Here is a 19,821-nt window from a genome sequence, read left to right as displayed (position 1 = left end):
CGGACACGGTCAGACCCCGTAGAAATCCCGGTACCAGCGCACGAAGCGCTCCACCCCCTCCTCCACCGGCGTGGCAGGGGCATAGCCCACGTCGTCCATCAGGTCCTGCACATCGGCGAAGGTGTCGGGCACATCCCCCGGCTGCAGGGGCAGCAGGTTCTTCTCCGCCTTGCGCCCCAGGCAGTCCTCCAGCACCTGGATGTAGTGCAGGAGTTCCACCGGACGGTGGTTGCCGATGTTGTACAGGCGGTAGGGGGCGAAGCTGGTGGCGGCATCCGGCCGTTCCCCGGACCAGGCCGGGTCGGGTTCGGCCACCTGGTCCAGGGTGCGCAGCACCCCCTCGACGATGTCGTCGATGAAGGTGAAGTCCCGCCTGTGGTGGCCGTAGTTGAAGACATCGATGGGCCGCCCCTCCAGGATATTGCGGGTGAAGAGGAACAGGGCCATGTCCGGCCGGCCCCAGGGGCCGTAGACGGTGAAAAAGCGCAGGCCCGCGGTGGGCAGGCCGTAGAGGGCGCTGTAGGTATGGGCCATGAGCTCATTGGCCTTCTTGCTGGCGGCGTAGAGGCTCATGGGATGGTCCACGTTGTCGTGCACCGTGAACGGCAGTCGGGTGTTGGCGCCGTAGACGGAACTGGAGGAGGCGTAGACCAGGTGCTCCACACCGAAATGACGACAGCCCTCCAGGATATGAAGAAAGCCCACCAGGTTGGTGTCCACATAGGCGTGGGGATTCTCCAGGGAGTAGCGCACCCCCGCCTGGGCGGCCAGGTGCACCACCCGCTGCGGACGGTGGCGGGCGAAGACCGTCTCCATGGCCTCGCGGTCGGCGATGTCGGCGCGCACGTCGGTGAACCCCGGGTGGGGGGTGAGCCGCTCCAGACGCGCCCGCTTGAGATTCACGTCGTAGTAGTCGTTGAGGTTGTCGACGCCGATCACCTCATCGCCGCGCTCCAGGAGGCGCAGGGCCAGGGCCGCGCCGATGAATCCCGCCGTGCCGGTGACCAGGACCTTCATGTCTTCCCTCGTGTACTGGACGGTTGGTGTGGATGGACGCGCCACGGAGGCTTCAGAGGCTCCAGTGGCGAAGGTTTCCGGGGATCTCCTGCGGCGCCAGGACAGACTTCACATCCACCAGCACCCCGCCGTCCACCAGGTGCCGGCACAGCCCCGCAGGGCCCTGCTCCAGGTAGGCCCGGTGGGGCACGGCGAGGATGAGCCCGTCCAGGTCGGTGAAGGCCTCCAGGTCGACCAGCTCCAGGCCGTACTCCTCCCGGGCCTCTTCCGGGTCCGCCAGGGGATCGTGCACGCAAGGCTCGATGCCGAACTGGCGCAGCTCCTGGAGGATGTCGGGCACGCGGGAGTTGCGCAGATCCGGCACGTCCTCCTTGAAGGTGATGCCCAGCACCCCCACGCGGCCGCGTTTGACGGGCCGGTCCTGTTCGATGAGCAGCTTCACCAGGCGCTGGGCCACATAGGCCCCCATGCCATCGTTGATGCGACGCCCCGCCAGGATCACCTGGGGGTAATAGCCCACCGCCTTGGCCTTGGCGGTGAGGTAGTAGGGGTCCACGCCGATGCAGTGCCCGCCCACCAGGCCGGGGCGAAAGGGCAGGAAGTTCCACTTGGTGCCGGCGGCCTCCAGCACATCCCGGGTGCGGATGCCCAGGCGGTCGAAGATCAGGGCCAGCTCGTTCATCAGGGCGATGTTCAGGTCCCGCTGGGTGTTCTCGATCACCTTGGCGGCCTCGGCCACCTGGATGCTGGGGGCCCGGTGCACGCCGGCGTCGACAATGGCCCCGTAGGCGGCGGCCACCCGTTCCAGGGTGTGCTCATCCTCGCCGGCCACCACCTTGACGATGCGTTCCAGGGTGTGTTCCCGGTCGCCGGGATTGATGCGTTCGGGGGAATAGCCCAGTTTGAAGTCCACCCCCTGGCGCAGCCCGGAGACCCGGGCCAGGACGGGGCCGCAGATCGTTTCGGTGACCCCGGGGTAGACCGTGGACTCGAAGACCACCACCGCGCCCGGCGCAAGCACCCGCCCCACGGTCTCGCAGGCCCGGATCAGGGGGTCCAGATCCGGCTGGCGGTTCGCATCGATGGGGGTGGGCACGGTGACCACGAGGAAGGTGCATCCGGCCAGGTCACCCGGATCGTCTGTGAGATGCAGATCCGCCTCCTGCAGCTCCCGGGCCGTCACCTCGCCGGTGTAGTCGTGGCCGTCGCGCAGGGTGCGGATGCGGCGGGGGCTGATGTCGAATCCAACGGTGCCGGCAATGCGCTGCGCAAAGGCCAGGGCCACGGGCAGGCCCACGTACCCGAGGCCGATGACACCGATCTTTTCGTTCATGGGATCCCTCGCCTTGGCGGTTCCGGGCCGCCCCGGGCCCTGTCGGAGAACTGGCGCCCCGGGCAGGATTCGAACCTGCGACCTTCCCCTTAGGAGGGGGATGCTCTATCCAGCTGAGCTACCGGGGCATGCCCCGCCCGCAGTGCGGCGAGGTGGAATATAGGATAGCCCAGTTCCCCGCCCCCCCGAAAGGCATCGTCGGGCCGCGGTCTTTTCGGCCCGAACCGGGATCAGGTCGCCTCTTCCCCGGCCGTGGGATCCCCCATCATGGTCTGCTCCCAGCGGGCCACGCCGATGCGGTCCATCAGTTCCAGCTGGGTCTCGATCCAGTCGATGTGCCCCTCCTCCTCGGTGATGATCTCCGTGAGCAGGTCCCGGGTCACGTGATCCCCCACCTCGTGGGCGTGGGCAATCCCGCGCTTGTACACGGCGTGCCCCTCCAGCTCCAGCTTCAGGTCGCATTCCAGGCATTCCCGGGCATGCTCGCCGATGTAGAGCTGGCCCAGGTCCTGCAGGTTGGGCAGCCCCTCCAGGAACAGGATACGTTCAATGAGCCGGTCGGCATGCTTCATCTCGTCGATGGACTCCCGGTATTCATAGGCATCCAGCCGGCTCAGCCCCCAGTTCCTGAACATGCGGGCATGCAGGAAATACTGGTTGATGGCGGTCAATTCCCCCTTGAGGGCCTGATTGAGGTGTTCGATGACCTGGTGGTCGCCTTTCATGATGCCTCCCTCCCGCTGCGTGGGTGTTCCCTGTGGACCGGTTACCCCGGCCCATGCCTGATTTAGATCGAGTCTAAACCAAATCCGGAAAAATGCCAGCCACGGAAGGGATTCAGCGCGGGGGACAGGCAGGGCTGGATACCTCCTCCCCTCCCGGGCACCGCTGCCCCCGTACCTCCCGCAGGAGGGACTCCACCTGGGCGGTGCAACGGCCGCACTCCAGGCACACCCCCAATTGCGCCTGCAGGGCCTCGAGGCTGTCCGCCCCCTCGGCGATGGCGCGGCGGATGACCCGGTCGGTCACCTGCCGGCACAGGCACACGTACATCACATCACCCCATTGTTGACCTATTTACTAAGAAATTAGGCCGGCCCCCTCCCCCTGTCAAACACCCGCCGGGCGATCCCCCCCGGGATATTCTCTGGCATAATGGTCGGATTCATGCCCGCCGGCCCCACCGAAACCGGGAGGAGGACAACAGCCTTTTCGGGCCAGGAACGTGGACGCCGGGTGCTGCAACGCAATACAGTGCAGGCCGGTCCCCGGCGTGGGCTCATCGGACATGGCGGATTCGCACACCGCCCCGGGACGATCCCTATTTCAGCACAACGGATGACGAGGAATTCCCCATGACATCCCGTACCGTCACGGTCATCGACAACGCCACCGGCAAACAGGTGGAACTGCCCGTCCTCGAGGGGACCCTGGGCCCGGCCACGGTGGACATCCGCCCCCTGTCCAGGGAACTGGGCTACTTCACCTACGATCCCGGCTTCATGTCCACCGCCAGCTGCCGCAGCGACATCACCTTCATCGATGGGGAGCAGGGCATCCTCATGTACCGCGGCTACCCCATCGAACAGCTGGCGGAACACAGCACCTATCTGGAGACCTGCTACCTGCTGCTCTACGGCGAGCTGCCCACGGCCACGCAGCTGGAGACCTTCACCCGCATCATCCAGAAGCACTCCATGCCCCACCAGGCCATCCGCCGCTTCTACGACGGTTTCCGCCACGATGCCCATCCCATGGCCATCATGGTGGGGGTGTTTGGCGCCCTGTCGGCCTTCTTCCACGACAGTACCGATGTGCACAACCCCCATCACCGGGAGATCGCGGCCCACCGCATGATCTCCAAGATGCCCACCATCGCCGCCTGGTCCTACAAGTACGCCATCGGCCAGCCCTTCCTGTATCCGGACAACGAACTGGGCTACAGCGAGAACTTCCTGCGCATGATGTTCGGCGTGCCCACCGAGCGCTACGAACCCAACCCCATCTTCGCCAAGGCCCTGGACCTGATCCTGATCCTGCACGCGGACCACGAGCAGAACGCCTCCACCTCCACGGTGCGCCTCTCGGGCAGTTCCGAGGCCAACCCCTTCGCCGCCGTCTCCGCCGGCATCGCCTCCCTCTGGGGGCCGCTGCACGGCGGCGCCAACGAGAAGGTGGTGCGCATGCTGGAGGACATCGTCGAGAGCGGCCAGAAGGTGGAACATTTCGTCCAGCGCGCCAAAGACAAGGACGACCCCTTCCGGCTCATGGGCTTCGGGCATCGCGTCTACAAGAACTACGATCCCCGCGCCAAGATCATCCGCAAGATGTGTCATGAACTGCTGCGGCAGATGGGGGCGGAGAACCAGCCCATGTTCGAGGTGGCCATGGAACTGGAACGCATCGCCATGGAGGACGACTACTTCAAGGAACGCAAACTCTACCCCAACGTGGACTTCTACTCGGGGCTGATCCTGCGGGCCATGGGCATCCCGCTGAACATGTTCACCGCCATCTTCGCCCTGGCCCGCATCGTTGGCTGGAATGCCCACTGGTGCGAGATGATGCAGGACCCCGAATCCCGCATCGGACGCCCCCGCCAGCTCTACACCGGAGCCGCGCCGCGGGACTACATCCCCATTGAGAAGCGCTGAACCCGGGTCTATATTGGCCTTACCCAAACTTCAAGGAGAGGAACGGAGCATGAACAACATGAGCATCGACCGCGCCGTCCTGGTGGTCGCCGGCAGCATGATCCTGCTCAGCCTGCTGCTGTCCCTGACCAGTCCCCTGTGGCTGTGGCTCACCGCCTTCGTGGGGGTGAACCTGATCCAGTCGGCCTTCACGGGCTTCTGCCCCGCGGCCATCCTCCTGAAGAAGTTCGGCTTCAAGCCCGGCCAGGCCTTCAACTGAGCCGGCCCGACATGGGGCGGCCCCGCTTCGGCGGGGCCCGCCTTGATCCCCTCATTCCCCATGCCCGCCGGAGTCCCCATGTCCAACGCCCCCGGCCATCTGATCCACACCCTGCGACTTGGCACCATGGACAACCTGGTGCATCTCATCGAGGACCGGGCCACGCGCCATGCCGCCGTGGTGGACCCGGCCTGGGACGCCGATGCCATCATGGACTGTGTTAACCGCAACGGGCTCACCCTCACCGATGTCCTGCTCACCCACAGCCACCCGGACCACATCAATGCCCTGGAACCCCTGCGCGCCCGGGCCGACCTGAGGGTGCATCTCACCGCGGCGGAGGCCGAGGCCTGGGGGCATGCCCCCGACGATGCCATCCTGCACCACGACGCAGACATCTTCCATCTGGGGGCCACCCCCATCCGGGTGCTGCACACCCCGGGGCATACCCCGGGCGGGGCCTGCTATCACGTGGGGGACGACCTGATCACCGGGGACACCCTGTTCGTCTACGGCTGCGGCCGCTGCGATCTCCCCGGCGGCGACCCGCGGGCCCTGTACGCCAGCCTGCAGCGCCTGAAGGATACCCTCCCGCCCCGGACCCTCATCCATCCCGGACACGACTACGGCGTGGAGCCCTCCACCACCCTGGAGCAGCAGATCCGGGGCAATCCCTTCCTGCAGTTCGAGGATCCCGAGGCCTTCGTCCACTACCGCATGGAGGTCCACGACCGGGTACGCAGCGGTCCCTACGGTCCGGAGCCGGCCCCCGCTGCCGGCTGATCCCCCTTCAGGCCGCCTGCAGTGCCTCGAGCCAGGCCCGCTGGCAGGCCTTGCGGCGGCGTTTCTCCAGTTGCGCGCGGATGCGGTCCCGGACCTGCTCCAAAGGCACCGTCCCCGCCGGGATCACCTGGTCACAGCGCAGCAGGTGCAGCCCCACCTCCGTCTCCAGGACCGGACTGATCCCTCCCGGTTGCATGGCGAAGAGGGCCTGGTCCAGTTCGGGGAAGAGGGTTCCCCGGGGGACACTGCCCAGGAGTCCGCCGTGGAGGGCACTGGGACATTCGGAGTGGCGCGCCGCCAGCTCCTCGAACCGCGCCTCGCCCCGGCGCAGCGCCCGGGCCATGTCCCCCAGGCGCCGGCGCGCGGCCTCGGGGGTATTCTCCGGGTAGTCGGGATTCACGGTCACCAGGATCTGGCGCACGCTGCGGGTCTCGGGGCGCTGGAACCGCTCCAGGTGCAGATGATAGAAGAGTTCCACCTCCACCTCGGTCACCGGGGCGGCACGGTGGGCCACCCGCTCCAGCACCGCCTCCAGGTGCAGATCCCGTTCCAGGGCCCGGCGAAAGGCCGGCTCATCGAACCCCTGGGCCTGCAGATCCCGGACAAAAGCCGCCGCGTCGGGATAGCGCCCCCGGATCTCCGCCAGGGCATGGGCCAGGGTTTCCCTGGGCACGTGCACGCCCAGGGCCTCCGGCGAGGCCAGGACCCGGGCCCCGATGGCCCGGGCGCGCCGGGCCCGGGTCTGCACCACCGCCTGCTGGGCTTCGTCCAGTTCCCCCCAGGGTTTCTGGAAACAGTCCAGGGCCGTGCGCAGGCACAGATAGGTCAGATCCGGATCCTGCTCCCGGGTTTGCATTGCCATCATCCCGTCTCCTCTTCTTCCGGTGCTTGCGGGGCGGCCAGGGCCGTCTCCGGCACCTCCAGGATCCGCCCGTGGAAATTCACGTGATAGGTCACCCCCGAAGGGCGATCCGTCAGCACCCGCATCACCTCCCCGGGGGTCCCGGCGGGCACCACCACCGCCCCCCGGATCCCCAGGGGGACCCGGGGCCGTACCCGATCCCGGGATGCGAAGCGGCTGGGCACCCAGGGGGCATCGGCGGGGATCAGCTCCCGGTCCCGGCAACCCACCACGCGGTCCACGTCCAAAAAGCGCACGCTGTAGATCACCTGATCCTGGAGGAAGGTGCCGCGGCCGATAACCACTCCCACCGACCCCCGGCGCACCAGCAGATCCCCCCGGTCCAGGCCCGGATAGGTGCCGTCGTTGCGCAGGCTGCGGACCACCCGCACCCGGGTGCCGTAGTCATATGCCTCGTCCATCCCCACCTCAGGCGCGAACATGGCCCGGCCCCCGGCCCGGGAAGGCCTGCTCCAGGGGAATGCAGGTCACCCCCGGGGGCGATCGCCGGAAGACGGCGAACACCTGTTCGGTGCGGGCATCGGAATGCACGAAGTCTGTATAGGCCCGCAGCAGCAGGGCCCGGCCATGGTCCCGCTGGGCCTGCAGATCCCCATCGGGGGGCGGACCGGCCTGCAGGTAGTCGTGAAAACGCTGCAGGATATGCAGTCGGTGGACCCGGACCACTTCAGGGTCATGGGGAATGGCGAAATGCTCCAGGAAGTCCTCGGCGGACTCCAGGGCCTGGAGTTCATCGTGCAGGGCGGTGTGCATGGGGGTCCTCCTCCAGTGGATGGCTGGTCATGGATGGGGCATCGATCTCAGGAACAGGCCAGGGCGGGAACGGCCGTGCCGGCGGCGGGGGGATCCCCCTCCAGGGCCCGGTACCAGGCCACCAGTTCCGAGGGGGTGGGGGCGCGCTTGTGGGCGCAGGCATGGCGGCGTACCCGGGGCAGCAGCAGCCGGGCACGGCTCCGGTCCAGGGGGATCCCCAGATGGGCGTAGGCCTGGATGACGGCCCCCGTACCCGAGTGCTTGCCCAGCACCAGGCGGTGTTCCCGCCCCAGCAGGGCCGGGTCCACCCCCTGGTAGTTGGCCGGGTCCTTCATCAGGCCGTCCACATGGATGCCCGCCTCGTGGGTGAACACCCCCTCCCCCACCAGACTCTTCTGCCAGTGGACGGGGCGTCCCGAAGCGGTCTCCACCAGGCGGGACAGGGCGGGGAAGGCCTTCAGGTCCACCCCAGTGTCGATGCCATGGAGCTGGAGCAGACCCAGGACCACCTCCTCCAGGGCCGCGTTGCCCGCCCGCTCGCCGATGCCATTGACCGTGGTGTTGGCATGGGTGGCGCCCCCCAGGGCCGCCGCCAGGGTGTTGGCCGTGGCCAGACCCAGGTCGTCATGGGCGTGCATCTCCAGCTCCAGGTCCGAGGCCGCCGCCAGGCGGCGGAAACGCTCCAGGACCCCGAAGGGTTCCAGGATCCCCACGGTGTCGGCGAAGCGGAAGCGCCGCGCCCCGGCGGCCTGGGCCGTCTCCAGCACCCGGCAGAGGAAATCCGGGTCGGCGCGGGAGGCATCCTCCCCCCCCACCCCCACCTCCAGCCCCAGGGCCCGGGCCTCGGCCACATGGCGGTGGATGCAGGCCAGCACCCAGGCCCGGTCCCGGCCCAGTTTGCGGCCGATCTGCTGATCCGAGACGGGGATGGAGAGATCCACCATCCATACCCCCAGGTCGCGGCAGGCGGCCAGGTCATCACCGCGCATGCGGGCCCACACCAGCAACCGCGCCCGCAGGCCCAGGGCGGCGATCATGCGGATGGATTCCCGTTCTTCGGGCCCCATGGCGGGGATGCCCACCTCCAGTTCCGGCACCCCCAGGCCATCGAGTCCGCGGGCGATGGCGGCGCGCTCCACGTTGCTGAAGGCCACCCCGGCGGACTGCTCGCCGTCGCGCAGGGTGGTGTCATCGATCACAAGGGCCGGATGGCTGCACATGGCCTGTTCTCCAAGGGGTCTGCCCTTCTCCTTAGCGAACTCCGTGCCATGATTTCAGTTTCTTGATTTTCATAAAAAAGAACCCACATGACAGGGGTCTTCAGAGGGGCCTTGTGGCACACCCCGGCCCTGTCTGTGGCATATGCGACATCCCCGGCCGGAGCCCAGCCCAGGGGAGATCAGCAGGCCGGGGCATGCTCATGGCAGTTCTTCGGACAGACCCGGGCGCAGGCCCCGCAGCCGATGCAGTCCATGGGATCGGCGAGGCGCATCACCATTCCGGCCTCGTCCAGATCGTCCTCATCCTCGTCCCCGGCATCGCGCTCCACCAGTTCGAAGCAGTTGCGGGTGCAGACCTTGTAACAACGGCCGCAGCCGATGCATCGGGCCTCGTTCAGGGCCATGACGAAGGCGGGGGTCCAGGGGGTGCCGCCCCGGGTCACGCCGGTGATGGGTTCCACAGTGATGCCTCCTCTTGAGTGAGGGCGCACAACGCCCCGGACCTGTCCTGGGGCGCGTGCCCCGGATTCAGATACCGGCGGCCCTGGGGTGATCGCCCAGGATGTTCAGGGCCACGGAAAGCTGCTTGTCCGCCTCCGTCTTCATGCGCGACAGGTCCTCGAAGCCAAAGCGATGGACATCCCTCAGGGTCCGGTCCAGCACCAGCAGCTTGCCCACGGACACGATCACCCGTCCGAAACCCTCGGCGTTGACGTGGATCATGGGGGAGGCCATGCGACCGCACTCCCGCTCGATCAGCGCCGCCAGGGCGTTGTAGAAGACCTGCAGACGGGTCAGGGCCTCGGCATCCGGCGTCCCTACCATGGGGATCTCCCGCAACCGTTCCCGGGTGAGCAGGAGGCGCTCCAGGAGCTGGTGTTCGGACACCCCTTCCCGTGCGCCGAAGGTGTCCAGGGCGCGCAACTGGCGGATCACCTCCTGCACGAAATCGGTCTCCAGGATCGGGTCTTTTTCCAGGGTCTCGCTGGGCATGGGTCTCTCTTCCTCGCTGTGCTCTTGTGTGTGCTGGTCTTCATCCTGCCCTGGGATACGGGGAGGCAGCGGGCCTCATCCCCCATCCCAGGGGAGGTCTGCCAGGGCCTCGAAACCCGCCGCGCCGTCCTTGCGGCGCAGGGCAGCCCGGCGCATCCAGGCGGGGGGGCGGCCGGCCTCCAGACAGGCCTGCAACTCCTGCAACAGATCCCGGATGGGGGTGCCCGGGGGCACCTTCACCGGTTGCACGCCCACCGCCAGGAGCTGGCGCACCGCACTGACCCCGGCGGCCTCGCAGTACACGGCGGCACAGCCCTCCAGGGCCCGGATGCGGGGGGTCAGCCGGTCTGCCTCGGTCTCCCCCCGCCGGGGCATGGGGGTGAACTGGGCCACCGCCACCCGCCGGGGACCGTCCGGATCCAGCCGATGGATCACCAGGGCCGGGGTGTCACCGAAATGGCGATCCACCCGTTCCAGGTCGCCGCTGGCAAAGGCCAGGCGCAGGTCGGCCCCTTCTGGGGCCCCATCATGCGGGGCAACCAGTCGCAGGCGGCGTTGCAGGGCCATGTTCCGGTGCCTCCACAGGGGGATGGTCATGAAGGGGATGGTAGGGCGCCACGCCATGGTGCCCCGCCGATTCCAGTTGCAGGTTGGCTAGGTCGAACAGGGTCTGGCGGGTGCCGGCGTAGCCGATCCAGGTGCGCTGGAAACCCCCCAGGCGGTCGTGCTGGGGATAGCCCGCCCGCAGCAGGGGGATCCCCAGGCGACGGGCGGTCTCCACACCATGGGCGTTGGTGATCAGGCAGCCGGCCCTCCCCTGACGCGCCAGTTGCTCGAGATCCTCCAGATCCCCCACCCGCACCTGTGCGGCGGGGACCCGTTCCAGGATGGGGGCATTGCGGGTGGCCACGGCGGCCACCACCTCCCCCCCCATCTCGTACACCAGACGGGCCAGGGCATAGACCCGGTCCGGCTCCCCGGCCACGGCCACGCGTTGCGCCCCCAGCATGAAATGGCTGTCCAGCATGGCGTCCTGCAGCCGGGTGCGCTCACGCCGCAGCCGGGGCGGGACCGGACGGCCGCTCAGCCGGGACAGGGCCACCAGGAGCTCGTCCACCGCCGCCAGGCCCATGAGGGTGTCCAGACGCAGGTCCGGCACACCGGTGAGCGCCTGCAGCCGGTCCGCCGCCGGGGCCAGGGCGGCCCCGGCCACCAGGGTCAGGGCCGCCTCCCCCATGCGGCACAGGTCTTCCACAGGGGTGCCCCCGGTGGAGGTGGCGCTGAGGCGGGCCGGCGCCAGGTGACCGTCCAGGGAGCCGGAAAGATCCGGCAGGATCACCGGGTCCAGGCCGAAGGCCGCGATCAGGTCCCGCAGGGCCTCCACATCCCCCGGGGTGAGGTGCTGCCCCGCCAGCACATTCACCTGACGGGGGCTTGCGCCGGCACAGTCGGTTGCGGGCACCAGGGTGTCGATGAGGGCCGTCACCGCCCGGGCGAAACCGGTCTCGGCGTCGCCGCTGAAATCGGGGGTGGACACCGGCACCACGGCCACGTCCTCGAATTCGGGGTGATCCGCCCGGAAGCGCCGGATCACCCGCTGCACATCCGCCCCCTCCGTCTCGCTCAGGGCGGTGGTGAGCACGCCGATGAGGGCCGGCCGGTTCTTCCCGCAGAGGGTCACCAGGGCCTCCTGCAGGTGATCATCACCCCCCATGACGGCGCTCACCTGGTCCATGGCCGTGGTCTGCAGGGGGATGGGTTCACGGAAATGCTGCACCAGGAAGACCTTGGCGAAGGCCGTGCATCCCTGGGCCCCGTGCAGCAGGGGGATGGACCGGTCCATCCCCAGCAGGGCCAGGGCCGCCCCCAGGGGCGGGCTGGCCTTGAGGGGACCCACGGACAGGGGGCGGGCACGCTGGGTGACCTGGGCCATGTCAGCGCACCTCCGCCGCGGACGGGGCGGTGTGGGGCCATCCCTGCTCATCCCAGGGGGCCTCGCCCCGCACCCAGGGCCAGATGGGGCTCTCCAGGGTGAGGGCCAGCTGCCGGGCCAGTTCCAGCATCCCTTCATACCCTGCATAGGCGTGCTCCCGTTCCTGGTTGATATCCAGAAAGGGGATGCGGGCCTTGAGGGCCGTGTAGAGATTGCGCCCGCCGGCGATGAGCACGTCCGCCCGGGTCTGCTCGAAGACCTCCAGCAGGGCCCGGGGATTGCCCTCCTCGATCATGCGGGCGTCCTCCCCCATGAGGTCGCGGATGCGGGCCTTGTCCGCCTCGGTGGACTTGCGCGTGCCGGTGGCCACCACCTCCATGCCCAGGTCCTGCAGGGCCGAGACCACGGACCAGGATTTCACCCCACCGGTGTAGAGCAGCACCCGCCGTCCCGCCAGGCGCTGCCGCCAGGGGGCCAGGAGCGCACGGATGCGGTCCTCCTCGCGCCGGATCAGGGCCTCGGTGCGCTGGGTCAGATCCGGATCCCGCAGCAGGCGGGCAAAACCCCGCAGGGCCGCGGACATGTCGGTGATGCCATAGAAGCTCCCCTCGAACCAGGGGACGCCGTAGCGTTCCTCCAGCTTGCGGGCCACGTTGAGCATGGCCTTGGAACACACCACCATGCTCGCCCGGGCCCGGTGCATGGTGCGCACCTGATGGAAGCGGGCATCCCCCGAGAGGGTGCACAGCACCCGCAGCCCCAGCTCGTCCAGCAGGGGCAGTACATGCCAGAACTCCCCGGCGATGTTGTACTCGCCGATGAGGTTGATGTCGTGGACCCGCCCCCCGTGTCCCGCCTGCCGCGGGGGCGGCGGCTCGCCGGTGCCCACCACCTGCTCCACCATGGCCTCCCCGGCGATGCGGTTGCCCAGATTCTTGGAGCCGTAGAACCCGGCCGCGTCCACGCACACCACGGGCACGCCGAAACGGTCCTGTGCCGCACGGCACACCGCCCCCACGTCGTCCCCCACCAGGGCCGGCACACAGGTGTTGTAGACGAACACCGCCGGGGGATCGAAGGTTTCGATGGCCTGGCGGATGGCGTGCAGCAGGCGCTTCTCCGAGCGACCCATGATCACGTCCTGCTCCGTCAGGTCCGTGGTCAGGCCCCGCCGGAACAGATCCGGCCCGGAGGAGCGGGTGCCGCGGTTGTCCCAGGAGTTACCCGCGCAAGCGATGGGACCGTGGACCACATGGGCCACGTCCGCCACGGGCAGCAGGGCGATCTGGGCCCCGTCGAAGGCGCAGCCCCCGGCGGCAGCCCCCGGCTTCGGCCGCGCGCAGCCGGACTTGGCGGCGGTGTTGTGCCCGCAGGCCGGTTCGTCCATCAGCGCCTTAATCTCGCCCGCCTTCATGTCCGTTCCCCTTGCCGCGTGTTTCTTGAGGGGAGGATTAGCAACTTGCGGGCCAGGGTGGATCCGGCGCGGCGCGGCGCCCCCAGGGGGATGCGGGGTGTCGCAAAGGCGACAATGGCAACGGGTCTGTGGGAAACCACCCCTTCAGGGCAACGGGCGATGCTGGCAAGCCGACCGGTTTTCCTCCATCATTTCCCGCCATCACCATCCGGCACCCGAAAACACAGGCACGCGACATGCGCGACGGCGACTACCTCACCCACCTCCAGCGCCTGGAGGCGGAGAGCATCCACATCATGCGGGAAGTGGCGGCGGAGACCGAGAACCCGGTGATGCTCTACTCCATCGGCAAGGACAGCTCGGTGATGCTGCACCTGGCCATGAAGGCCTTCCACCCGGCACCTCCCCCGTTTCCCCTGCTGCACGTGGACACCCGCTGGAAGTTCCGGGAGATGTACGCCTTCCGCGACCGCATGGCCCGGGAGCTGGGGCTGGACCTGATCGTGCACATCAACCCCGAGGGGGTGGAGCGGGACATCAACCCCTTCACCCACGGCTCGGCCCTGCACACCGACATCATGAAGACGGAATCCCTGAAGCAGGCCCTGAGCGCCCACGGCTTCGATGCCGCCTTCGGCGGGGCCCGCCGGGACGAAGAGAAGTCCCGGGCGAAGGAGCGCATCTTCTCCTTCCGCACCGCCCAGCACCGCTGGGACCCCAAGAATCAGCGCCCGGAGTTGTGGAAGCTCTACAACGCCCGCAAGCACAAGGGGGAGTCCATCCGCGTCTTCCCCCTCTCCAACTGGACGGAACTGGACATCTGGCAGTACATCTATCTCAAGGACATCCCCATCGTCCCCCTGTACTTCGCCGCCGAGCGGCCGGTGGTGCGGCGGGACAACGCCCTGATCATGGTGGACGACGATCGCATGCCCCTGGAACCGGGGGAGGAACCCGAGATGAAGAAGGTGCGCTTTCGCACCCTGGGCTGCTATCCCCTCACCGGGGCCATCGAATCCGGGGCGGACACCCTGCCCGGCATCATCCAGGAGATGCTGCTCACCCGCACCTCGGAGCGCCAGGGCCGCGTCATCGACCACGACAGCGCCGCCTCCATGGAGAAAAAGAAGCAAGAGGGGTATTTCTGATGTCCCACGTCCAGGATGAACTCATCGCCTCGGACATTGAGGCCTATCTCAAGCAGCACGAACACAAGGGCCTGTTGCGCTTTCTCACCTGCGGCAGCGTGGATGACGGCAAGAGCACCCTCATCGGCCGCCTGCTGTTCGACTCGCAGATGCTCTTCGAGGACCAGCTGGCCGCCATCGAGAAGGACTCGAAGAAATGGGGCACCCAGGCGGACGCCATGGACCTGGCCCTTTTGGTGGACGGCCTGGCGGCGGAGCGGGAACAGGGCATCACCATCGACGTGGCCTACCGCTTCTTCTCCACACAGCAGCGCAAGTTCATCGTCGCCGACACCCCCGGCCACGAGCAGTACACCCGCAACATGGTCACCGGCGCTTCCACGGCGGACGCGGCGGTGATCCTGGTGGACGCCCGCCACGGCGTGCTCACCCAGACCCGCCGCCACAGCTACCTGGTGCACCTGCTGGGGATCCGCCACATCATCCTGGCCATCAACAAGATGGACCTGGTGGACTACGATCCGGCGGTCTTCCGGCGCATCGTGGACGACTACCGCGCCTTCGCCGATCTCATCGGCATGGAGGACTTCACCGCCATCCCCGTCTCCGCCCTCAAGGGGGACAACATCCTCCACCCCAGCCCCGCCATGCACTGGTTCCATGGCCCCACCCTCATGGGCTGTCTGGAGACGGTGGAGGTGGACGAGACGCGCATGCAGCGGGCCCCCGTGCGCCTGCCGGTACAGTGGGTCAACCGCCCCAACCTGGACTTTCGCGGCTTCTGCGGCACCCTGGCCGGCGGCATCCTGCACCCCGGCGACCGGGTGCGGGTCCTGCCCTCGGGCAAGGAGACCCGGGTGGCGCGTATCGTCAGCGACGAAGGGGACCGGCCCCGGGCCCTGGCGGGGGAATCCATCACCCTCACCCTGGAGGACGAGATCGATGTCTCCCGGGGCTCGGTGATCTGCGGTGCCGACGCCCCCGCCCAGGTGGCCGACCAGTTCGAGGCCAGGATCGTCTGGATGCACGAGGAGCCCCTCTACCCCGGTCGCACCTACCTGATGAAGGCCGGGGTGCAGACGGTGCAGGCCACGGTCACCGACATCAAATACCAGGTGAACGTGAACACCCTGGAGCGCCTGGCCGCCGATACCCTGGAGCTCAACGGCATCGGCGTGTGCAACATCAGCCTGGACCGGCCCATCCCCTTCGACCCCTACGAGGAGAACCGGGACATGGGCAGCTTCATCTTCATCGACCGTTTCGAGCACCACACCGTGGGCGCCGGCATGATCGACTTCGCCCTGCGCCGCGCCCACAACATCCACCTGCAGCACGTGGACGTGGACAAGGCCGCCCGCGCCGCCCTCAAGGGGCACCGTCCCGGGGTGATCTGGTTCACCGGGCTCTCCGGCTCCGGCAAGTCCACCGTGGCCAACCGGGTGGAGGAAAAGCTCCACGCCCTGGGGGTGCACACCTACCTGCTGGACGGGGACAACGTCCGTCACGGCCTCAACCGCGACCTGGGCTTCACCGAGGAGGACCGGGTGGAGAACATCCGCCGCATCGCCGAGGTGAGCCGGCTCATGGTGGATGCCGGACTCATCGTGCTCACCGCCTTCATCTCCCCCTTCCGCTCCGAGCGCCGCCTGGCCCGGGACCGGCTGGAAGACGGGGAATTCGTGGAGGTGTTCATGGACACCCCCCTGGAGGTGGCCGAACAGCGGGATCCCAAGGGGCTCTACCGCAAGGCCCGCCGGGGCGAGCTGAAGAACTTCACCGGCATCGATTCCCCCTATGAACCCCCCGAGAACCCGGAGGTGACCCTGGACGGCGCCCATCTGGACGTGGAGGCCGCCTCCAACCGGGTCATCCAGGCCCTGCGGGACCAGGGCATGATCCCCCGCTAGGCCCCGCCATGCCCCTGCCCATGGATGCCGGGCTCACCGCCCTGGTGGTGGCGGGCATGCTCGCGGTGCTCACCCTCACCCGCGCCGCCCCGGACCTGGTGTTCCTGGGGGGCGTGGTGGTGCTGCTGCTGGCCGGGGTCATCACCCCCGCCGAGGCCTTCTCCGGGTTCGCCAACGAGGGGGTGATCACCATCGCCGCCCTCTACGTGGTGGTGGCCGGGCTGCGGGAGACCGGCGGCATCCAGTGGATCGTGCACGCCCTGCTGGGACGCCCCCGCTCCCTGCGCCGGGCCCAGTGGCGGCTCACGGCCCCGGTGGCCTTCCTCAGCGCCTTTCTCAACAACACCCCGGTGGTGGGCATGCTCATCCCCGCCGTGAACGAATGGGCGCGCAAGCTGGAACTGCCCGTCTCCCGGCTCATGATGCCCCTGTCCTACGCCGCCATCCTCGGCGGCACGGTGACGGTGATCGGCACCAGCACCAACCTGGTGATCAACGGCCTGCTCATCCAGCACGACGGCGAGGGCCTGGGGATCCTCGACATCGCCTGGGTGGGCGGCCCCGTGGCCCTGGCCGGGCTGGTCTTCATGCTGATGTTCAACCGCCAGCTGTTCCCCGACCGGCGCCCGGTCATGGACAAGATCGACGATCCGCGGGAATACACCCTGGAGATGCTGGTGGAACCGGGCGGCCCCCTAGTGGGGCGCACCATCGAGGAGGCAGGCCTGCGCCACCTGCCCGGCGGCTATCTCATGGAACTGGACCGCCAGGGCACCCTGCTGCCCGCCGTCTCCCCCCAGGAGCGGTTGCAGGCCGGCGACCGCCTCATCTTCGTGGGGGTGGTGGACTCCATGGCGGACCTGCAGCGCATTCGTGGCCTGTCCCCGGCCACCGGGCAGGTATTCAAGCTGGACGGCCACCGCGCCGACCGGGTGCTGCTGGAGATGGTGGTCTCCGACACCTGCCCCATCGCCGGCATGACCATCCGCGACGGCCGGTTCCGCAACCGTTACAACGCCGTGGTCATCGCCGTGGCCCGCAACGGCCAGCGCCTGCACGGCAAGATCGGCGACATCACCCTGCGCCCCGGCGACACCCTGCTGGTGGAGGCCAGCTCCGGCTTCCTGGCCCAGCACCGCAACCGGCGGGACTTCTTCCTCATGACCCAGATCCAGGACTCGGCGGCGCCGCGCCACGACCGGGCCCTGGTGGCCCTGGGCATCCTGATGGCCATGGTGGCCACGGCCGCCTCGGGGCTTTTGACCATGCTGGAGGCGGCCCTGGCGGCGGCGGGGGGGATGATCCTCAGTGGCTGCGTGGGCATGTTCAACGCCCGCGCCAGCCTGGACTGGTCCGTGCTGCTCACCATCGCCGCCGCCTTCGGCATCTCCGCGGCCATGGAGAACACCGGCCTGGCCCGGGACCTGGCCCTGGGCATCACCGCCCTGGCCGGGGACCTGCCCTGGATGAACCTCCTTGGGGTCTACCTGGCCACCGCCCTGCTCACGGCCCTGATCACCAACAACGCCGCCGCCGTGCTCATGTTCCCCGTGAGCCTGTCGGTGGCCCAGGACCTGGGGATGAGCGTGCTGCCTTTTGCCGTCACCATCATGTTCGCCGCCTCCGCCAGCTTCGCCACCCCCTTCGGCTACCAGACCAACCTCATGGTCTTCGGCCCCGGCGGCTACCGTTTCAGCGACTACCTGCGCGCCGGCATCCCCATGACCCTGCTCACCGGCGCGGTGGCCCTGGCCCTCATCCCCCTGATCTGGGGGTGATCATTCGTTGAACCTCCCTGCAGCCGAAATCCGGCTCCGCCCGCGCAAATACCCCTGCCAAACCATCAGCAATCCTTGATGAACATCATCATGAAGATTGATTTTCATTAATGAGAAAGCGGGCGTAGGCTTTCCCACGTCGAACACGACTACATTCATTTCGACCGCCCAGCGGCGGGATGAACAGAACCCGAACCCAAAGGAGTCGACGATGGCCGTAAAGACCTACAGCGCTGGTGTGAAGGACTACCGCCAGACCTACTGGACCCCCGAATACACCCCCCGCGACACGGACATCCTGGCCGTGTTCAAGGTCACCCCCCAGCCCGGTGTGGACCGCGAGGAGGCCGCCGCCGCCGTGGCCGCCGAATCCTCCACCGGCACCTGGACCACGGTATGGACCGACCTGCTCACCGACCTGGACTACTACAAGGGCCGGGCCTACAAGATCGAGGACGTGCCCGGCGACGACGAATGCTTCTACGCCTTCATCGCCTACCCCATCGACCTGTTCGAGGAGGGTTCGGTGGTGAACGTCTTCACCTCCCTGGTGGGCAATGTCTTCGGCTTCAAGGCGGTGCGCACCCTGCGCCTGGAGGATGTGCGCTTCCCCATCGCCTACGTCAAGACCTGCGGCGGCCCGCCCCACGGCATCCAGGTGGAACGGGACGTCATGAACAAGTACGGCCGTCCCCTGCTGGGCTGCACCATCAAGCCCAAGCTGGGCCTCTCCGCCAAGAACTACGGCCGCGCCGTGTACGAATGCCTGCGCGGCGGCCTGGACTTCACCAAGGACGACGAGAACGTCAACTCCCAGCCCTTCATGCGCTGGCGCCAGCGTTTCGACTTCGTCATGGAGGCCATCGAGAAGGCCGAGGCGGAGACCGGTGAGCGCAAGGGCCACTACCTGAACGTCACCGCCCCCACGCCGGAGGAGATGTACAAGCGTGCCGAGTACGCCAAGGAGATCGGCGCCCCCATCATCATGCACGACTACATCACCGGCGGCTTCTGCGCCAACACCGGCCTGGCCAACTGGTGCCGCGACAACGGCATGCTGCTGCACATCCACCGCGCCATGCACGCGGTCATGGACCGCCATCCCCGTCACGGCATCCACTTCCGGGTGCTGGCCAAGATCCTGCGCCTCTCCGGCGGCGACCACCTGCACACCGGCACCGTGGTGGGCAAGCTGGAGGGGGACCGAGACGCCACCCTGGGCTGGATCGACCTGCTGCGGGACGACTACATCAAGGAGGACCGCTCCCGGGGTATCTTCTTCGACCAGGACTGGGGCTCCATGCCCGGCGTTTTCGCCGTGGCCTCCGGCGGCATCCACGTCTGGCACATGCCCGCCCTGCTCTCCATCTTCGGCGACGATGCCGTGTTCCAGTTCGGCGGCGGCACCCTGGGCCATCCCTGGGGCAACGCCGCCGGGGCCACGGCCAACCGCGTGGCCCTGGAGGCCTGCGTCCAGGCCCGCAACGAAGGCCGCGAGACCGAGAAGGAAGGCAAAGAGATCCTCACCGCCGCCGCCCAGCACAGCCCCGAACTCAAGGTCGCCATGGAGACCTGGAAGGAGATCAAGTTCGAGTTCGACACCGTGGACAAGCTGGACGTGCAGCACCGCTGAGGTCCGCACCCACTCTGGGGCGCCCGCCGGGCGCCCACAGGCCCCGATTTTCAGGTTTTCAGGAGGGATAA

Annotated in this window: 20 protein-coding genes and 1 tRNA gene; 7 read left to right on the top strand and 14 right to left on the bottom strand. The window is 68.1% G+C overall.

Translation table 11 applies throughout. The annotated features are described in order from the left end of the window. Positions 1 to 9 precede the first annotated feature (9 nt). The 5 genes from CKO33_RS00435 to CKO33_RS00415 all read right to left on the bottom strand — a co-directional run bounded on the left by CKO33_RS00435 (position 10) and on the right by CKO33_RS00415 (position 3,403). Positions 10 to 1,017: an NAD-dependent epimerase gene (locus tag CKO33_RS00435; protein WP_200178160.1), complete on the bottom strand. Its 1,008-nt coding sequence runs from the start codon at positions 1,015 to 1,017 to the stop codon at positions 10 to 12. A 52-nt stretch (positions 1,018 to 1,069) separates the two neighbouring features. Next, complete coding sequence (locus CKO33_RS00430; protein WP_200178158.1) at positions 1,070 to 2,350, bottom strand: nucleotide sugar dehydrogenase; 1,281 nt, start codon at positions 2,348 to 2,350, stop codon at positions 1,070 to 1,072. A gap of 51 nt (positions 2,351 to 2,401) precedes the next feature. Beyond that, positions 2,402 to 2,478 (bottom strand) — tRNA-Arg (locus CKO33_RS00425). Positions 2,479 to 2,580: 102 nt separating this feature from the next. Next, positions 2,581 to 3,075: a bacterioferritin gene (gene bfr / locus CKO33_RS00420; RefSeq protein ID WP_200178153.1), complete on the bottom strand. Its 495-nt coding sequence runs from the start codon at positions 3,073 to 3,075 to the stop codon at positions 2,581 to 2,583. A 112-nt stretch (positions 3,076 to 3,187) separates the two neighbouring features. Further along, positions 3,188 to 3,403: a (2Fe-2S)-binding protein gene (locus CKO33_RS00415; RefSeq protein ID WP_200178149.1), complete on the bottom strand. Its 216-nt coding sequence runs from the start codon at positions 3,401 to 3,403 to the stop codon at positions 3,188 to 3,190. A 302-nt stretch (positions 3,404 to 3,705) separates the two neighbouring features. Between CKO33_RS00415 and CKO33_RS00410 the strand changes: the two genes are divergently transcribed. From CKO33_RS00410 to CKO33_RS00400, 3 genes are read left to right on the top strand one after another with little or no spacing between them, the layout of a single operon-like run. Continuing rightward, a complete protein-coding gene (locus CKO33_RS00410) occupies positions 3,706 to 5,004 on the top strand; it encodes a citrate synthase (RefSeq protein WP_200178147.1) in 1,299 nt (432 codons plus the stop codon). A gap of 58 nt (positions 5,005 to 5,062) precedes the next feature. Further along, complete coding sequence (locus CKO33_RS00405) at positions 5,063 to 5,263, top strand: YgaP family membrane protein (protein ID WP_200178401.1); 201 nt, start codon at positions 5,063 to 5,065, stop codon at positions 5,261 to 5,263. Positions 5,264 to 5,323: 60 nt separating this feature from the next. Next, entirely contained in the window at positions 5,324 to 6,046 is a 723-nt protein-coding gene (locus tag CKO33_RS00400) for an MBL fold metallo-hydrolase (RefSeq protein WP_200178399.1), read from the top strand. A gap of 7 nt (positions 6,047 to 6,053) precedes the next feature. Here the strand turns inward: CKO33_RS00400 and nifM are convergent, their stop codons facing one another. The 9 genes from nifM to nifE all read right to left on the bottom strand — a co-directional run bounded on the left by nifM (position 6,054) and on the right by nifE (position 13,281). Next, positions 6,054 to 6,911: a nitrogen fixation protein NifM gene (gene nifM / locus CKO33_RS00395; RefSeq protein WP_200178140.1), complete on the bottom strand. Its 858-nt coding sequence runs from the start codon at positions 6,909 to 6,911 to the stop codon at positions 6,054 to 6,056. After that, positions 6,908 to 7,369 (bottom strand): nitrogen fixation protein NifZ, encoded by a 462-nt coding sequence (locus CKO33_RS00390; RefSeq protein WP_200178398.1) that lies wholly within the window; start codon positions 7,367 to 7,369, stop codon positions 6,908 to 6,910. The genes nifM and CKO33_RS00390 overlap by 4 nt, the downstream gene beginning before the upstream one ends. A 7-nt stretch (positions 7,370 to 7,376) precedes the next feature. Continuing rightward, positions 7,377 to 7,721 carry a nitrogenase-stabilizing/protective protein NifW gene (gene nifW / locus CKO33_RS00385; protein WP_200178138.1) on the bottom strand — a complete coding sequence of 115 codons (345 nt, stop codon included), beginning with the start codon at positions 7,719 to 7,721 and terminating at the stop codon, positions 7,377 to 7,379. Between the two features lie 47 nt (positions 7,722 to 7,768). After that, positions 7,769 to 8,941 (bottom strand): homocitrate synthase, encoded by a 1,173-nt coding sequence (gene nifV / locus CKO33_RS00380; protein ID WP_200178136.1) that lies wholly within the window; start codon positions 8,939 to 8,941, stop codon positions 7,769 to 7,771. Positions 8,942 to 9,120: 179 nt separating this feature from the next. Further along, positions 9,121 to 9,402, bottom strand: a complete 282-nt coding sequence (gene fdxB, locus CKO33_RS00375) for a ferredoxin III, nif-specific (RefSeq protein ID WP_200178134.1) — start codon at positions 9,400 to 9,402, stop codon at positions 9,121 to 9,123. A gap of 67 nt (positions 9,403 to 9,469) precedes the next feature. Beyond that, on the bottom strand, positions 9,470 to 9,934 hold the full coding sequence (locus CKO33_RS00370; RefSeq protein ID WP_200178133.1) for a NifX-associated nitrogen fixation protein: 465 nt from the start codon (positions 9,932 to 9,934) through the stop codon (positions 9,470 to 9,472). A gap of 75 nt (positions 9,935 to 10,009) precedes the next feature. Next, positions 10,010 to 10,501 carry a NifB/NifX family molybdenum-iron cluster-binding protein gene (locus tag CKO33_RS00365; protein WP_200178131.1) on the bottom strand — a complete coding sequence of 164 codons (492 nt, stop codon included), beginning with the start codon at positions 10,499 to 10,501 and terminating at the stop codon, positions 10,010 to 10,012. Further along, on the bottom strand, positions 10,461 to 11,867 hold the full coding sequence (nifN, locus tag CKO33_RS00360) for a nitrogenase iron-molybdenum cofactor biosynthesis protein NifN (RefSeq protein ID WP_200178128.1): 1,407 nt from the start codon (positions 11,865 to 11,867) through the stop codon (positions 10,461 to 10,463). Before nifN ends, CKO33_RS00365 begins: the two co-directional genes overlap by 41 nt. Before the next feature lies 1 nt (position 11,868). Beyond that, positions 11,869 to 13,281 (bottom strand): nitrogenase iron-molybdenum cofactor biosynthesis protein NifE, encoded by a 1,413-nt coding sequence (gene nifE, locus CKO33_RS00355; RefSeq protein WP_200178126.1) that lies wholly within the window; start codon positions 13,279 to 13,281, stop codon positions 11,869 to 11,871. A gap of 236 nt (positions 13,282 to 13,517) precedes the next feature. Here nifE and cysD point away from each other — a divergent pair, with 236 nt between their 5' ends. From cysD to CKO33_RS00335, 4 genes are all read left to right on the top strand, one after another. Continuing rightward, complete coding sequence (gene cysD, locus CKO33_RS00350) at positions 13,518 to 14,429, top strand: sulfate adenylyltransferase subunit CysD (protein ID WP_200178124.1); 912 nt, start codon at positions 13,518 to 13,520, stop codon at positions 14,427 to 14,429. Beyond that, complete coding sequence (gene cysN, locus CKO33_RS00345; protein WP_200178123.1) at positions 14,429 to 16,339, top strand: sulfate adenylyltransferase subunit CysN; 1,911 nt, start codon at positions 14,429 to 14,431, stop codon at positions 16,337 to 16,339. Before cysD ends, cysN begins: the two co-directional genes overlap by 1 nt. An 8-nt stretch (positions 16,340 to 16,347) precedes the next feature. Next, on the top strand, positions 16,348 to 18,117 hold the full coding sequence (locus tag CKO33_RS00340; RefSeq protein WP_439099403.1) for an SLC13 family permease: 1,770 nt from the start codon (positions 16,348 to 16,350) through the stop codon (positions 18,115 to 18,117). Positions 18,118 to 18,328: 211 nt separating this feature from the next. Further along, positions 18,329 to 19,750 (top strand): form I ribulose bisphosphate carboxylase large subunit, encoded by a 1,422-nt coding sequence (locus tag CKO33_RS00335; protein WP_200178122.1) that lies wholly within the window; start codon positions 18,329 to 18,331, stop codon positions 19,748 to 19,750. Positions 19,751 to 19,821 lie beyond the last annotated feature (71 nt).

It is taken from the genome of Ectothiorhodospira mobilis (genome assembly GCF_016584115.1).
Classification (GTDB): Bacteria; Pseudomonadota; Gammaproteobacteria; order Ectothiorhodospirales; family Ectothiorhodospiraceae; genus Ectothiorhodospira; species Ectothiorhodospira mobilis.
This window is presented reverse-complemented; position numbering and strand designations above follow the sequence as displayed.

Coding starts and splice junctions, on each gene's coding strand:
- CKO33_RS00435 (WP_200178160.1), bottom strand. CDS start 1,017: ATGAAGGTCCTGGTCACCGGCACGGCGGGATTCATCGGCGCGGCCCTG.
- CKO33_RS00430 (WP_200178158.1), bottom strand. CDS start 2,350: ATGAACGAAAAGATCGGTGTCATCGGCCTCGGGTACGTGGGCCTGCCC.
- bfr (WP_200178153.1), bottom strand. CDS start 3,075: ATGAAAGGCGACCACCAGGTCATCGAACACCTCAATCAGGCCCTCAAG.
- CKO33_RS00415 (WP_200178149.1), bottom strand. CDS start 3,403: ATGTACGTGTGCCTGTGCCGGCAGGTGACCGACCGGGTCATCCGCCGC.
- CKO33_RS00410 (WP_200178147.1), top strand. CDS start 3,706: ATGACATCCCGTACCGTCACGGTCATCGACAACGCCACCGGCAAACAG.
- CKO33_RS00405 (WP_200178401.1), top strand. CDS start 5,063: ATGAGCATCGACCGCGCCGTCCTGGTGGTCGCCGGCAGCATGATCCTG.
- CKO33_RS00400 (WP_200178399.1), top strand. CDS start 5,324: ATGCCCGCCGGAGTCCCCATGTCCAACGCCCCCGGCCATCTGATCCAC.
- nifM (WP_200178140.1), bottom strand. CDS start 6,911: ATGATGGCAATGCAAACCCGGGAGCAGGATCCGGATCTGACCTATCTG.
- CKO33_RS00390 (WP_200178398.1), bottom strand. CDS start 7,369: ATGGACGAGGCATATGACTACGGCACCCGGGTGCGGGTGGTCCGCAGC.
- nifW (WP_200178138.1), bottom strand. CDS start 7,721: ATGCACACCGCCCTGCACGATGAACTCCAGGCCCTGGAGTCCGCCGAG.
- nifV (WP_200178136.1), bottom strand. CDS start 8,941: ATGTGCAGCCATCCGGCCCTTGTGATCGATGACACCACCCTGCGCGAC.
- CKO33_RS00370 (WP_200178133.1), bottom strand. CDS start 9,934: ATGCCCAGCGAGACCCTGGAAAAAGACCCGATCCTGGAGACCGATTTC.
- CKO33_RS00365 (WP_200178131.1), bottom strand. CDS start 10,501: ATGGCCCTGCAACGCCGCCTGCGACTGGTTGCCCCGCATGATGGGGCC.
- nifN (WP_200178128.1), bottom strand. CDS start 11,867: ATGGCCCAGGTCACCCAGCGTGCCCGCCCCCTGTCCGTGGGTCCCCTC.
- nifE (WP_200178126.1), bottom strand. CDS start 13,281: ATGAAGGCGGGCGAGATTAAGGCGCTGATGGACGAACCGGCCTGCGGG.
- cysD (WP_200178124.1), top strand. CDS start 13,518: ATGCGCGACGGCGACTACCTCACCCACCTCCAGCGCCTGGAGGCGGAG.
- cysN (WP_200178123.1), top strand. CDS start 14,429: ATGTCCCACGTCCAGGATGAACTCATCGCCTCGGACATTGAGGCCTAT.
- CKO33_RS00340 (WP_439099403.1), top strand. CDS start 16,348: ATGCCCCTGCCCATGGATGCCGGGCTCACCGCCCTGGTGGTGGCGGGC.
- CKO33_RS00335 (WP_200178122.1), top strand. CDS start 18,329: ATGGCCGTAAAGACCTACAGCGCTGGTGTGAAGGACTACCGCCAGACC.